Below are 13,405 nucleotides of genomic sequence, written 5' to 3'. Positions count from 1 at the left end.
GGAGCCGCCCCGGCCCGGCAGTCGGCCGTGGGCCCGACCCGCGCACCGCCCCGGCGAGATCGCGCGAGCCCGGGGGTTCGCCTCCGGGTGCGGGTCCGTCGCCCGTAGGGGGCGACGGGCGGGACAGGGCGTTGCGCGTGAGGGTGGGCCCGGGGTCAGTTCGGGAGTTGTGCGCGGCGCAGGGCCGGGGCGGTGAGGGCGATGACGCCGCCGAGGGCGCAGATCGCCGCGCTCACGACGAACACCGGGCCGGTGCCGAAGGCCCCGATCGCCGCGGCGGACAGGGGCATGCCGAGCGGGGCGAGGCCCAGGCTGACCAGGCCGGAGACGGCGGTGACCCGGCCGAGGTAGGCCGGGTCGGCCTGGGTCTGGAGCAGCGCGCCGCACAGGGCGCCGCTGAGTCCGGCGAGGAGGCCGACCAGCAGGGCCACGCCGACGGCGGCGGCGACGCCCGGGGCGTAGGCGAGGGCGCCGATGGCCACGGAGCCCGCGAAGATCGTGTACGCAAGCAGGCGGCCGGCGTGCGGGAGGCGGCCGCGCACGGCCAGCAGCAGGGAGGCGGCGCCGGCCCCGGTGCCGAAGCCGGCCAGCACCCAGCCCATGCCGGCCGCGCCCCAGCCGCGTTCGTCGGCGAGCAGGGTGAGGCCGACGTTGAGCGGCCCGACGAAGCCGAGGTCGCCGAGGGCGATGGCGAGCATGAGCGGGGCCAGCACCCGGTGCCGGCGGATGTAGCGCAGGCCCGCCGCGAGGTCCTGCCGAGCGGTGGCGCGACCGGCCGGAGCGGCGTCGTCCGGCGGCAGTTCCCTCACCCGTACGGAGGTGAGCAGCGGCACGGAGACTGCGATCAGCAGTCCGGCGATCCCGAAGGCGGCCGCGGCGCCCCCGGCCGCGATCGCGAGGCCGCCGAGCGGGGCGCCGACGACGCTCGCGAGCCGGATCGCCAGGCCCCGCATGCCCTGCACCCGTGCGAGCTGGTCGCGGCTCGTCACCCGGGACGGCAGCGCGCCCACGGCGGGCAGGAACACGGCGTCCACGGTGCCGAAGAGGAGGGCGAGCACGGTCAGCGGCCACAGCCCCGGGCCGGTGTGCCACAGCAGGGCGGCCACCGCGAGGACGGCCGCGCACCGCACGGCGTCGCTGCCGATGACGACCCGGCGCGGCCCGAACCGGTCGGCGACCACTCCCCCGCCGAGCATCAGCAGCGCCCGGGGCAGCGCGCTCACCGCGGTGACGACACCGGCCTGCGCGGGCGATCCGGCGCGCACGGCCGCCCAGGACAGGGCGAGGTAGTAGACGTTGTCGCCGATCATCGAGGCGGCGTAGGCGGTCAGCCAGCGCAGGACGTTGCCGTCGCGGTGGGCGGGGACCTCGGTGCGGGGCGCGGCGGTGCGGGTCACGGGCAGGACGGTCACGGCGGTGGCCTCTCTCAGACGCGGAACGGGAATCCGTACACGTGCAGCGCGACGTTCTCGCGCCCTTCGGTGTCGCCGGCCGCCTCCCGGGCGCGGCCCTCGGCGTCGTACTTCTTCACCAGGTCGAGCAGGTCCTTCTGGAGGCCGGCCAGTTCGGCGGCGGTCAGCCGCAGCAGCGACTCGCTGTCGTGGGCGGCCTCGTTCCACTCGGGGCCCCAGTGGGCGCGCCCGTCGAGGTAGGCGCGGTACATCTCGGCGCGCTGCTCCACGAAGAGCCGGGAGGCGGCCAGGTGCGCCGCCGCCTTCTCCGGCGCGTCGCGGAAGTCCTCGTCGCGGATGGAGACGCCGTCGGAGGCGGGCTGCCACCAGCGTTCCCGGGCGTCCCCGCTGCGCGGCTCGGCCTCCTCGATCAGGCCGTGCCCGGCGAGTTTGCGCAGGTGGTAGCTGACCAGCGACACGGCCTCGTCCACCTGTTCGGCCAGTTGGGAGGCGGTGGCGGTGCCGGCCACGAACAGCAGCCGGTACAGCTTCATCCGCAGCGGGTGGGCGAGCGCCTTGAGCGTGCCGAGATCGGTGATCTCGCGGCTCTTCTCGGGTGACATGCCCTGAACAGTAGAAGGGAAAGAAAAACTGCGCAATATAGTTTGCGCAACTTTTCTTTCGCGTCTGCCCACGAGAAGGCCCCGGCCGCCCGCAGGGGCGACCGGGGCCGGACCGCTTCTTCGTCCGCCCGGGCTCAGCGCACCGGGTGGCCCGCCGCGCGCAGGGTCTCCTTGACCTGACCGATGCGCAGGTCGCCGAAGTGGAAGACGGAGGCGGCGAGGACCGCGTCCGCGCCCGCGCCGACGGCCGGCGGGAAGTGGTCGAGCCGGCCGGCGCCGCCGGAGGCGATGACCGGCACCGTGACGTGCTTGCGGACGGCGGCGATCATCTCCAGGTCGTAGCCGTCCTTGGTGCCGTCCGCGTCCATGGAGTTCAGCAGGATCTCCCCCGCGCCGAGTTCGGCGGCGCGGTGCGCCCACTCCACCGCGTCGATCCCGGTGCCCTTGCGGCCGCCGTGCGTGGTCACCTCGAAGGAGCCGGACTCGGTGCGGCGCGCGTCGACGGACAGCACCAGCACCTGGCGGCCGAAGCGCTCGGCGATCTCCCGGATCAGGTCCGGGCGGGCGATCGCGGCGGTGTTGACGCCGACCTTGTCGGCACCCGCCCGCAGCAGCTTGTCCACGTCCTCGGCGGTGCGCACGCCGCCGCCGACGGTGAGCGGGATGAACACCTGCTCGGCGGTGCGGCGCACCACCTCGTACGTCGTCTCGCGGTTGCCGGAGGAGGCGGTGATGTCCAGGAACGTCAGCTCGTCGGCGCCCTCGGCGTCGTACACCTTGGCCATCTCGACGGGGTCGCCCGCGTCGCGCAGGTTCTGGAAGTTGACGCCCTTGACGACCCGGCCGCCGTCCACGTCCAGGCAGGGGATGACTCGGACCGCCAGGGTCATGTGCTCTCGGCTCCTCTGAATGCCTCTAGTTCCACTTCGACCAGGATGCGCGGGTCGACGAAGCCCTCCACGACCAGCAGGGTCGCCACCGGGCGCACGGAGCCGAACAGCTCCTGGTGGGCGCGGCCCACCTCGTCGACGTCCCGGGAATGGGACAGGTACATCCTGGTCCGCACCACCGACTCCGGACCGAGCCCGAACTCGGCGATCGCCTCGAGCGCGGCGGTGAAGGCCACCTTCGCCTGCTCGTAGGGGTCGCCCTCACCGTAGAGGACGCTGCCCTTGAAGGACGTCGTGCCGCCGACCAGCACGCGGTCGCCCACCGCGACGGCACGCGCGAATCCGAAACTCTCTTCCCAGGGGCTTTCGCTCTGCACGCGCCGTACGGCTTCGGACGTCATGACACCGTGCCCCTTTTCAAGACGTGGCCGCCAGGGCCTCTTCGAGGGTGAACGCCTTCGCGTACAGGGCCTTCCCGACGATGGCGCCCTCGACACCGAGCGGCACGAGGTCGGCGATGGCCCGCAGGTCGGCGAGCGAGGAGACGCCGCCGGAGGCCACCACCGGGCGGTCGGTGGCCGCGCAGACGTTCTTCAGCAGTTCCAGGTTGGGGCCCTGGAGGGTGCCGTCCTTGGCGATGTCGGTGACGACGTAGCGGGCGCAGCCCTCCTTGTTCAGGCGCTCCAGCGTCTCGTAGAGGTCGCCGCCGTCGCGGGTCCAGCCGCGGCCGCGCAGCGTGGTGCCGCGCACGTCCAGGCCGACGGCGATCTTGTCGCCGTGCTCGGCGATGACCTTGGCGACCCACTCGGGGGTCTCCAGGGCGGCGGTGCCGAGGTTGACGCGGGTGCAGCCGGTGGCGAGGGCGGCGGCGAGGGTGTCGTCGTCGCGGATGCCGCCGGACAGCTCGACCTTGATGTCCATGGCCTTGGCGACCTCGGCGATCAGGGCGCGGTTGTCGCCGGTGCCGAACGCGGCGTCCAGGTCGACCAGGTGCAGCCACTCGGCGCCGGAGCGCTGCCAGGCGAGGGCCGCCTCCAGCGGGGAACCGTAGGAGGTCTCGGTCCCGGACTCGCCGTGCACGAGGCGGACGGCCTGGCCGTCGCGGACGTCGACGGCGGGGAGGAGTTCGAGCTTCGAAGCCATCACAGGGTTCCGATCCAGTTGGTCAGCAGCTGCGCTCCGGCGTCGCCGGACTTCTCGGGGTGGAACTGGGTGGCCCACAGGGCGCCGTTCTCCACGGCGGCCACGAAGGGCTTGCCGTGGGTGGCCCAGGTGACCTTGGGGGCGAGCATCGCCGGGTTGTGCGCCTCCAGCTGCCAGTCGTGGACGGCGTAGGAGTGCACGAAGTAGAAGCGGGCGTCGGCGTCGAGGCCGGCGAACAGCTCCGAGTCGGCGGGCGCCTCGACGGTGTTCCAGCCCATGTGGGGCACCACGTCCGCCTCCAGCGGGGCGACCGTGCCGGGCCACTCGTCCAGGCCCTCGGCCTCCACCCCGTGCTCGATGCCGCGGGCGAAGAGGATCTGCATGCCGACGCAGATGCCCATGACCGGGCGGCCGCCGGAGAGCCGGCGGTCCACGATCCAGTCGCCGCGGGCCTCCTTCAGGCCGCGCATGCAGGCGGCGAACGCGCCGACGCCGGGCACGAGCAGCCCGTCGGCGTTCATCGCCGTGTCGAAGTCACGGGTGATCTCCACGTCGGCGCCGGCCCGGGCCAGCGCGCGCTCGGCGGAGCGGACGTTGCCGAAGCCGTAGTCGAAGACGACCACCTTCTTGGGCGTCGTGCTCAATTCCACACCTCCAGCCGCATCACGCCCGCCACCAGGCACATCCCCGCGGCGATGGACAGCAGCACGATCAGGCTGCGCGGCATCTGCTGCTTGACGAAGGAGATGATGCCGCCGACCAGGAACAGGCCGACGACGATGAGGATGGTCGACAGGCCGGTCACAGGGCGCCCTTCGTGGAGGGGAGGATGCCGGCCGCGCGCGGGTCGCGCTCGCTGGCGTAGCGCAGCGCGCGGGCGAGCGCCTTGAACTGGCACTCCACGATGTGGTGCGCGTTGCGCCCGTAGGGCACGTGGACGTGCAGGGCGACCTGGGCCTGGGCGACGAAGGACTCCAGGATGTGCCGGGTCATCGTGGTGTCGTACTCGCCGATCATCGGCGCCATGTTCTCGGGCTCGGTGTGCACGAGGTAGGGGCGGCCGGAGAGGTCGACGGTGACCTGGGCGAGGGACTCGTCCAGCGGGACCGTGCAGTTGCCGAAGCGGTAGATGCCCACCTTGTCGCCGAGCGCCTGCTTGAAGGCGGCGCCGAGCGCGAGGGCGGTGTCCTCGATGGTGTGGTGGGAGTCGATGTGCAGGTCGCCGTCGGTCTTGACGGTGAGGTCGAACAGCCCGTGCCGGCCGAGCTGGTCGAGCATGTGGTCGTAGAAGCCGACGCCGGTGGCGATGTCGGTCTTCCCGGTGCCGTCGAGGTCGATCTCGACCAGGACCGAGGTCTCCTTGGTGGTGCGCTCCACGCGCCCGACGCGGCTCATGCCTGGGACTCCTTCTTGATGTGACGGACCGCGTCCAGGAACGCGTCGTTCTCCTCGGGGGTGCCGGCGGACACCCGCAGCCACCCCGGTACGCCGTTGTCCCGGACCAGGACGCCCCGGTCGAGGATCCGCTGCCAGACCTGGTGGGCGTCGGCGAACCGGCCGAACTGGACGAAGTTGGCGTCGGACTCGACCACGTCGTAGCCGGCGGCGCGCAGTTCGGCGACCAGGCGGTCGCGTTCGGCCTTGAGCTGCTCGACGTACTTCAGCAGCGTGTCGGTGTGCTCCAGGGCGGCCAGGGCGGTGGCCTGGGTGATCGCCGAGAGGTGGTAGGGCAGCCGGACCAGCTGGACGGCGTCCACGACCGCGGGGTGCGCGGCGAGGTAGCCGAGGCGCAGCCCGGCCGCGCCGAACGCCTTCGACATGGTGCGGGAGATCACCAGGTGGGGGCGGCCCGCCAGCAGCGGCAGCAGCGAGTCGCCGTGGCTGAACTCGATGTAGGCCTCGTCCACGACCACGATGGACGGCTTGGCCGCCTGCGCCGCGTCGTACAGCGCGAGGACCGTCTCGGGCGGGACCGCGCTGCCGGTGGGGTTGTTGGGGGTGGTGACGAAGACGACGTCGGGCTTGTGCTCGGCGACGGCCCGCTCGGCGGCGGGCAGGTCGATGGCGAAGTCCTCGCCGCGCGGGCCGGAGATCCAGCCGGTGCCGGTGCCGCGGGCGATGAGCGCGTGCATCGAGTACGAGGGTTCAAAACCGATCGCGGTGCGGCCGGGGCCGCCGAAGGTCTGCAGCAGTTGCTGGATGACCTCGTTGGAGCCGTTGGCTGCCCAGACGTTCTCGATGCCGAGCCGGTGGTGGCCGGTCTTCGTCAGGTACGCGGCCAGGGCGGTGCGCAGTTCGACCGCGTCCCGGTCGGGGTAGCGGTTGAGGTCGCGGGCGACCTCGCGGACCCGCTCCGCGATCCGCTCCACGAGCGGTTCGGGCAGCGGGTAGGGGTTCTCGTTGGTGTTCAGCCGTACGGGGACGTCCAACTGGGGCGCTCCGTAGGGGGACTTGCCGCGCAGCTCGTCCCGTACGGGGAGATCGTCGATGCCGAACGTCACTTGCTTTCCGGGACCTTCCACTCGAACCTCGCCTTGATCGCCGCGCCGTGCGCGGGCAGGTCCTCCGCCTCGGCCAGCGTCACCACGTGGTGGGCGACCTCGGCGAGGGCGTCGCGCGTGTAGTCCACGATGTGGATGCCGCGCAGGAAGGACTGCACGGACAGGCCCGAGGAGTGGCAGGCGCAGCCGCCGGTCGGCAGGACGTGGTTGGAGCCCGCGGCGTAGTCGCCGAGCGAGACGGGCGCCCAGGGGCCGATGAAGATCGCCCCGGCGTTGCGCACCCGGTCGGCGACCGCGGCGGCGTCGGCGGTCTGGATCTCCAGGTGCTCGGCGCCGTAGGCGTCGACCACGCGCAGGCCCTCCGCCAGGCCGTCCACGAGAACGATCGCGGACTGCTTGCCCGCGAGCGCCGGGCGGATCCGGTCCTCGATGTGCTTGGTGGCCGCGACCTGCGGCTCCAGTTCCCTCTCCACCGCGTCCGCCAGCTCGACGGAGTCGGTGACGAGGACGGCGGCGGCCAGCGGGTCGTGCTCGGCCTGGCTGATCAGGTCGGAGGCGATGTGCACCGGATCGGCGGTGGCGTCGGCGAGGACGGCGATCTCGGTCGGCCCGGCCTCGGCGTCGATGCCGATCTTGCCGGTGAAGTAGCGCTTGGCGGCGGCGACCCAGATGTTGCCGGGGCCGGTGACCATGTTCGCGGGCGGGCAGGACTCGGTGCCGTGGGCGAACATCGCCACGGCGGTGGCGCCTCCTGCGGCGTACACCTCGTCCACGCCGAGCAGGGCGCAGGCGGCCAGGATCGTCGGGTGCGGCAGGCCGCCGAACTCGGCCTGGGCCGGGGAGGCGAGCGCGATGGACTCGACGCCGGCCTCCTGGGCGGGCACGACGTTCATCACCACGGAGGACGGGTAGACCGAGCGGCCGCCCGGCGCGTACAGCCCGACGCGCTCGACGGGCACCCACTTCTCGGTGACCGAGCCGCCGGGGACGACCTGGGTGGTGTGCGTGGTGCGGCGCTGTGCGCGGTGGACCAGGCGGGCCCGGCGGATGGACTCCTCCAGGGCGGCGCGCACGGCGGGGTCCAGCCGCTCCAGGGCTTCCTTGATCGCCTGCTCGGGGACCCGCACCGATTCCAGCCGTACGCCGTCGAACTTCTCGGCGAAGTCGATCAGCGCCGCGTCGCCGCGATGATGCACGGCCTCGCAGATCGGACGCACCTTCTCCAGGGCGGCCTGAACGTCGAAGTCGGCTCGGGGCAGCAGGTCACGCAGGGCGGGGCCCTCGGGGAGGGCGTCGCCGCGCAGATCGATTCGGGAGATCACGGTTCCAATTCTCTCAGACCGCGCGCGCGAGCCGTTCGCCCGTATCAATGGCTGATACAGAACGTCCGTCACTCGGGTGTCCCCTGTGACGGCGTCCCGGGCCCGGCTCCCGCCCGGCGCGCCCCGGCACGTTCGGGTGATCGTCGGAAGATCTTCTTCACGCTTCGCGTTCGAATCGTCACACATCGGGCATGACCGGTTGTACGAACCCACAGAACCCACGAGTAGCCGGGGAAGAAGGGGTGACCGTGACCGAGGGCACCGGCCGCCGGGCCGGAGACCTGCCGGACGACCTGACCGACGTCGAGGCCGGGATGTGGCAGGCCTTCCGCAACGGCAGCGTGTACGACCTGCGCGCCGGGGACGCGGCGGTGGACGATCCGCACGGCGACCGCCCCTGGGGGCCGGAGCGGTCGGTGCGGGCGCGGGTGGTGTGCTGGCTGCTGCTGGACGGGCCGCCCGCGCTCGCCGGGCGGGTCTCCTCGCTGAAGCTGACCGGTCTGCGGATCACCGGCCCGCTCGATCTGGCCGGGGGCACGGTGGTGCCGTTCGTGGAGATGAAGGGGTGCCGGTTCGAGGAGGAGGTGCTGCTGCCGGAGGCCCGCTTCACGACGCTGCGGCTGGTGGACTGCGCGGTGCCGCGGCTGGAGGCGGCGCGGGTGCAGACCGAGGGCGATCTGCATCTGCCGCGGTGCCGGTTCCGGCGCGGGATGCGGCTGACCGACGCGCAGATAGGCACGGACCTGCTGCTCAACCAGGCGGTGGTGCACCGGGACCGGGCCGGGCGGTCGCTGGCCGCCGACGGGCTGACGGTGGGCCAGGACCTCCAGGCGGAGCTGTTGCAGGCGTACGGCGAGGTGAGCCTGCGCAGCGCGAAGATCGGCGTGTCGCTGAGCCTGCGCGGCGCCCGGCTCGCCGGCCCGTACACGCGCTACGCGCTCAACGCGCCGCAGCTGACCGTCGAGCGCACCCTGTATCTGACCCCGGCCGGGCTCGGCAACCCGATGATGAGCGGGGTGACGCCCGCGCGCGGGACGCGCATCCAGCACGTGGAGTGCGAGGGCGGGGTGCGGCTGGACGACGGGCGGTTCGGCGACGCGGTCGATCTGGAGGGGGCGCGGTTCGTCCTCGGCGACGAGCAGGAGCTGTCGCTGCGCCGGGTGCAGGCGCCCGAGCTGCGCTTCCTCGGGGAGCGGCCAGGGCGCGGCAAGGTGGTGCTGTCGGGCGCGAAGATCGAGACGCTGGTCGACCGCGCGGACAGCTGGCCCGGCCCCGGTCAGCTGCACATGGGCGGCTTCACCTACGAGAACCTGGTGCCGCAGGGGCCGTTCCCGCTGGCCGAGCGGCTGCAGTGGGTGGCGGCGGCGACCGCCGAGTTCAACCCGGAGCCGTACGAGCGGCTGGCGGCGGTGCTGAAGGAGTCGGGCGAGGACGAGGACGCGCGCGAGGTGCTCCTCGCCAAGCACCGCCGCCGTCGCGAGACGCTGCCGCTGGCGTCCAAGCTGTGGGGCTACCTCCAGGACGTCACGGTGGCCTACGGCTACCGGCCCGGCCGGGCGGCGGTGTGGATGGCGGTGCTGTGGGCGGCCGGCTCGCTGGCCTTCGCGCACGCCGGGCGTCCGCCGGCCGCCTCGGGCGATCAGCACCCGCACTGGAACCCGGCCCTGTACGCCCTCGATCTGCTGCTGCCGGTGGTGGACTTCGGCCAGGCCAGCCAGTGGCAGCTGAGCGGCGGCTGGCAGTGGCTCGCGGCGGCGCTGGTCCTGCTGGGCTGGACGCTGGCCACGACGGTGGCGGCGGGCGCGACCCGGCTGCTGCGCCGGAACTAGCGTTCGAGCCCGTTCGAGGATCGTTCGAGACCCGTTCGGATTCCGGGGGGCGCGAGAGGCGCCCTGCGGCGCGAGAACATAGTTGAACGCTCACCTTTTTACCGGACCTTGACCGGTCGGCGTACAACTTTCACCGGCTTGCCCCCATCCTCTGGCGCGGTCGCCACCTGCGCACTTTCAATGGTCGACACCATGGCTCTGCTGCCCCCCTTCATCCGCCCCACCCGGATGACACGAAGCGCCCGGCGCCCCGTCGCCGTCCTCGCCGCCGACGGACTGCCCGCCGACGACGAGGTGCTCCTGGACGTCCCCGACGACCGCCTCGGACCGGCGCTGGTCGCCGCCGCCGCGGGCGCCTACGCGCCCGCCGCCGCCCTGCTCGCCGAGACCCGCGAGCGGAGCGAGTGGGACGACCGCGACCGGTACGCGCTGAAGCTGGCCGCCTTCGCCCGCTCGCGGCCCGACTGGCTGCGGGACTGGCGGGCCGCCGCCCCGCACGACCCGGACGCGCTGCTGGTCGCCGCCCAGCTCGCCGTGGACCGCGCCTGGCCCTCGCCGGGCCGGGCCGAGCTGCTGCGCGAGGTCAGCCCGCTGATCACCGCCGCCGCCCGCGCCGACGACCGGGACCCGGTGCCGTGGCGGGTCGCGCTGGACCACGCGCGCGGCAGCCGCGCCGGGCACACCTACTTCGGCGAGCTGTGGGAGGCCGCGGTGCGCCGCGCCCCGCACCACTGGGGCTGCCATGTCGCCGCCCTGCGCTACCTGGCCTCCTCCTGGCACGGCTCGCACCGCGAGTGCTTCGACTTCGCCGACCTGGCCGCGCAGGACGCCCCGGCCCGTTCGCTGGTGCGGGCGCTGCCGGCCCGCGCCGCCTTCAGCTACCTCACCGACCGCGGCGCGGCCGGGGTGGAGCGGGCCCGGCTGGACGCGGCGGCGGACCGGGCCATCGCGCTGTCCGCCCTGCTCCCGGCGGACCGGCCCCGGCCGGCGGCGGAGATCCGCAACCTGCTGGCGTACGTGCTGATCCGGCTCGGCCGCCGGGAGGAGGCGCTCGGACAGTTCGGCCTCATCGGCCCGTACGCCACCTCCTTCCCCTGGGACCGGGTGTCCGACGACGGGCTCGGCCTGTTCCTGGAACTGCGCGCCGAGGTCCGTGCGGCATGCGGCACGAAGCCGGACGACGGCCCGGAAAACGGGCGCGGCCGACGCGCCCGCGCCCGCGGCCATTAGGCTTCTGCGGCGTGACCACCGTCCGGCTTCCCCTGTTCCCGCTGAACTCCGTGCTGTTCCCGGGACTGGTGCTCCCGTTGAACGTCTTCGAGGAGCGGTACCGCGCGATGATGCGCACCCTGCTGAAGAGCCCGGAGGACGAACCGCGCCGGTTCGCCGTCGTGGCGATCCGCGACGGCCACGAGGTCGCCCCGAGCGCCCCGGGCCTGCCCGACCCGACGGCCGTGCCCGACAGCGGGCCCGCCGCCGGGTTCGGCGCCGACCCCGCCCGGGCCTTCCACGGCGTGGGCTGCGTGGCGGACGCGGCGACGATACGGGAGCGGGCCGACGGCACCTTCGAGGTGCTCGCGACCGGCACCACCCGGGTGCGGCTGGTGTCGGTGGACGCCTCGGGGCCGTTCCTGACGGCGGAGCTGGAGGAGCTGCCCGAGGAGAGCGGCGACGAGGCGGGCGCGCTGGCCGAGGGGGTGCTGCGGTCCTTCCGGCAGTACCAGAAGCGGCTGGCGGGCGCGCGGGAGCGGTCGCTGGCCACCGGCGCGGAGCTGCCGGACGAGCCGAACGTGGTGTCGTACCTGGTGGCGGCGGCGATGGTGCTGGACACGCCGACCAAGCAGCGGCTGCTCCAGGCGCCGGACACCGCCTCGCGGCTGCGCGACGAGCTGCGGCTGCTGCGCGCGGAGACGGCGATCATCCGCAGCCTGCCGTCGCTGCCGTCGCCCGATCTGACGCGCGCCCCGACCAGCCTGAACTGACGTACGAACGCAGAGGGAACCCCGGCCGCACATGGCGAAGAAGGCGAAGAAGCAGCAGCAGTCCGCAGGGACGCCGGCGACGGTGGCCCTGACCGCGGCGGGCGTGGACTTCACCGTCCACGCCTACGACCACGACCCGTCCCACCCCTCCTACGGCGAGGAGGCCGCCGAGGCGATGGGCGTCTCCCCGGACCGGGTGTTCAAAACCCTGGTCGCGGACGTGGACGGGAACCTGACGGTGGCCGTGGTCCCGGTGGCGGGCTCGCTGGACCTGAAGGCCCTGGCCTCGGCGGTCGGCGGCAAGCGGGCCGCGATGGCGGACCCGGCGCTCGCGGAGCGCACCACGGGCTACGTCCGCGGCGGCATCTCCCCGCTCGGCCAGCGCAAGAAGCTGCCCACGGTCCTGGACGCCTCGGCGACGGCCCACGCCACGATCTGCGTCTCGGCCGGCCGCCGCGGCCTGGAGGTCGAACTCGCCCCCCAGGACCTGGCGGCCCTGACGAACGCGACGTTGGCACCCGTCGGCCGCACCTGACCCGGACGCCCGGGAGGGCACCCTGCCCGCCGCTCGCCCGCCGCCGGGGCGTGCGCGCGGGGCGGGCGCCGCAGGGCCCGGGAACCGGGCCAAGCGCAGGTCGACCGAGGGCCGAAGGCCAGGCGCGCCGGGGGCCACTTCGCTGGCAGCGGTCGTAGCCGTAGAGTCCAGGCCGCAGGGCGGCCGAGGGCCACAGACCGGGAAGCCGAAGGCCGGGCGGCCAGCGCGGGGCGGCCGAGGCCCCCGGGGCCACTTCGCCGACAGGCGGCCGTAGCCGTACGGCCCGGTCGCGGGGCGGCCGAGGGCCACAGACCGGGAAGCCGAGGACCGGGCAGCCGGCGCGGGGCGGCCGAGGCCGCCGGGGGCCGGGAAGCCGAGGACCGGGCCGACGATGCGGGGCCGACGAGGTCCCCGGGGGCTACTTCGGCGGCAGGTGGTCGTAGCCGTACGGGTCCGGGTCGCGGGGGCCGAAGAGGGCCGTGAGGGCGAGGTGGACCACCAGGGCCGCCAGCGGCCACGCCAGCAGCGCGCCCTTGGCGCCCAGCTTCATCGGGGCGGAGAACGTCACGCCCTTGCCGACGGCCTTGGCGTGCGCGATCACGTCGTGCTCGGGGCCGAGCCACAGCCCGAGCCGCCAGGCCAGCACCGACCCGAGCAGTCCGCCCACGCACAGCGCCACCACCAGCGGCACTCCGCCGCGCTTGCGCAGCAGGAAGACGACGACCGCGCTGAGCGCGCCGAGGGCCAGCGCGAGCAGGGTGAACGTTCCGTCCACGCCGACCGCCTGCTCCCCCTCGGAGTCCTTGAGGTAGACCACCCAGCTGTTGTCCGTCAGCTCGCCGACCAGCGGCACCCGGGGCGCCAGCCACAGCCACAGCAGCCCCAGCAGCACCCCGCCGAGCGCCACGGCCACCGTGACGACGGCGGCCTCCCGGAGTTCGGTCTTCATCCCGGGGCCGTCCTGTCCGTACAGGGAACGCGTCGCCCCGCCCGTCGGCGCCTGCCACACCGGCGCCTGGGCGTCCTGCGCGGCCCGGGGGTCCTGCGCGCCGTGCGCCTCGTGGGCCTCGTGCGCCCGGTCCGCGGGCTCCGGCCGGTCGGACTGCGAGGGCTGCGCCGACTCGCCGGGCGGGGGCGTGTGGGACGGCCGCCCGTGCGGCGGCGGAGGTGGAGTCAACGGAGAGGTCAC

15 protein-coding genes are annotated in these 13,405 nt (G+C 73.9%); 4 read left to right on the top strand and 11 right to left on the bottom strand.

Annotated elements, in window-relative coordinates; genetic code table 11:
• Nucleotides 1-155: 155 nt before the first annotated feature.
• The 10 genes from K7787_RS05805 to hisD all read right to left on the bottom strand — a co-directional run bounded on the left by K7787_RS05805 (nucleotide 156) and on the right by hisD (nucleotide 7,870).
• Nucleotides 156-1,412: an MFS transporter gene (locus tag K7787_RS05805; protein ID WP_223000678.1), complete on the bottom strand. Its 1,257-nt coding sequence runs from the start codon at nucleotides 1,410-1,412 to the stop codon at nucleotides 156-158.
• A 14-nt stretch (nucleotides 1,413-1,426) separates the two neighbouring features.
• Nucleotides 1,427-2,014: an ArsR/SmtB family transcription factor gene (locus K7787_RS05800; RefSeq protein WP_009188071.1), complete on the bottom strand. Its 588-nt coding sequence runs from the start codon at nucleotides 2,012-2,014 to the stop codon at nucleotides 1,427-1,429.
• 134 nt (nucleotides 2,015-2,148) lie between these two features.
• Entirely contained in the window at nucleotides 2,149-2,904 is a 756-nt protein-coding gene (gene hisF / locus K7787_RS05795) for an imidazole glycerol phosphate synthase subunit HisF (protein ID WP_223000677.1), read from the bottom strand.
• Nucleotides 2,901-3,305 carry a RidA family protein gene (locus K7787_RS05790; protein ID WP_223000676.1) on the bottom strand — a complete coding sequence of 135 codons (405 nt, stop codon included), beginning with the start codon at nucleotides 3,303-3,305 and terminating at the stop codon, nucleotides 2,901-2,903. The genes hisF and K7787_RS05790 overlap by 4 nt, the downstream gene beginning before the upstream one ends.
• 16 nt (nucleotides 3,306-3,321) lie before the next feature.
• Nucleotides 3,322-4,047, bottom strand: coding sequence for a bifunctional 1-(5-phosphoribosyl)-5-((5-phosphoribosylamino)methylideneamino)imidazole-4-carboxamide isomerase/phosphoribosylanthranilate isomerase PriA (gene priA / locus K7787_RS05785; RefSeq protein ID WP_009188074.1), 726 nt, complete (start codon nucleotides 4,045-4,047; stop codon nucleotides 3,322-3,324).
• Nucleotides 4,047-4,691 (bottom strand): imidazole glycerol phosphate synthase subunit HisH, encoded by a 645-nt coding sequence (hisH, locus tag K7787_RS05780; protein WP_043260691.1) that lies wholly within the window; start codon nucleotides 4,689-4,691, stop codon nucleotides 4,047-4,049. Before hisH ends, priA begins: the two co-directional genes overlap by 1 nt.
• Nucleotides 4,688-4,852: a CG2302 family histidine operon protein gene (locus tag K7787_RS05775; RefSeq protein WP_019984376.1), complete on the bottom strand. Its 165-nt coding sequence runs from the start codon at nucleotides 4,850-4,852 to the stop codon at nucleotides 4,688-4,690. Before K7787_RS05775 ends, hisH begins: the two co-directional genes overlap by 4 nt.
• Nucleotides 4,849-5,442, bottom strand: coding sequence for an imidazoleglycerol-phosphate dehydratase HisB (gene hisB / locus K7787_RS05770; RefSeq protein WP_009188076.1), 594 nt, complete (start codon nucleotides 5,440-5,442; stop codon nucleotides 4,849-4,851). The genes K7787_RS05775 and hisB overlap by 4 nt, the downstream gene beginning before the upstream one ends.
• Nucleotides 5,439-6,548: a histidinol-phosphate transaminase gene (locus K7787_RS05765; protein WP_223000675.1), complete on the bottom strand. Its 1,110-nt coding sequence runs from the start codon at nucleotides 6,546-6,548 to the stop codon at nucleotides 5,439-5,441. The genes hisB and K7787_RS05765 overlap by 4 nt, the downstream gene beginning before the upstream one ends.
• Nucleotides 6,545-7,870 carry a histidinol dehydrogenase gene (hisD, locus tag K7787_RS05760; RefSeq protein WP_009188078.1) on the bottom strand — a complete coding sequence of 442 codons (1,326 nt, stop codon included), beginning with the start codon at nucleotides 7,868-7,870 and terminating at the stop codon, nucleotides 6,545-6,547. Before hisD ends, K7787_RS05765 begins: the two co-directional genes overlap by 4 nt.
• 248 nt (nucleotides 7,871-8,118) lie before the next feature.
• On the opposite strand from hisD, the gene K7787_RS05755 reads away from it, so the two are divergent.
• The 4 genes from K7787_RS05755 to ybaK all read left to right on the top strand — a co-directional run bounded on the left by K7787_RS05755 (nucleotide 8,119) and on the right by ybaK (nucleotide 12,216).
• Nucleotides 8,119-9,699, top strand: coding sequence for an oxidoreductase (locus K7787_RS05755; protein ID WP_223000674.1), 1,581 nt, complete (start codon nucleotides 8,119-8,121; stop codon nucleotides 9,697-9,699).
• 180 nt (nucleotides 9,700-9,879) lie between these two features.
• Complete coding sequence (locus K7787_RS05750; RefSeq protein WP_019984380.1) at nucleotides 9,880-10,929, top strand: hypothetical protein; 1,050 nt, start codon at nucleotides 9,880-9,882, stop codon at nucleotides 10,927-10,929.
• An 11-nt stretch (nucleotides 10,930-10,940) separates the two neighbouring features.
• Nucleotides 10,941-11,681 (top strand): LON peptidase substrate-binding domain-containing protein, encoded by a 741-nt coding sequence (locus K7787_RS05745; protein WP_009188081.1) that lies wholly within the window; start codon nucleotides 10,941-10,943, stop codon nucleotides 11,679-11,681.
• 31 nt (nucleotides 11,682-11,712) lie between these two features.
• Nucleotides 11,713-12,216 (top strand): Cys-tRNA(Pro) deacylase, encoded by a 504-nt coding sequence (gene ybaK, locus K7787_RS05740; RefSeq protein ID WP_009188082.1) that lies wholly within the window; start codon nucleotides 11,713-11,715, stop codon nucleotides 12,214-12,216.
• 418 nt (nucleotides 12,217-12,634) lie between these two features.
• Here ybaK and K7787_RS05735 read toward each other — a convergent pair whose 3' ends face one another.
• On the bottom strand, nucleotides 12,635-13,405 hold the full coding sequence (locus K7787_RS05735) for a CrcB family protein (RefSeq protein WP_223000673.1): 771 nt from the start codon (nucleotides 13,403-13,405) through the stop codon (nucleotides 12,635-12,637).

Source organism: Streptomyces sennicomposti (genome assembly GCF_019890635.1).
GTDB lineage: Bacteria > Actinomycetota > Actinomycetes > Streptomycetales > Streptomycetaceae > Streptomyces > Streptomyces sennicomposti.
The sequence above is the reverse complement of the archived record's forward strand: the minus strand, read 5'-3'. Positions and strand labels throughout refer to the sequence as shown.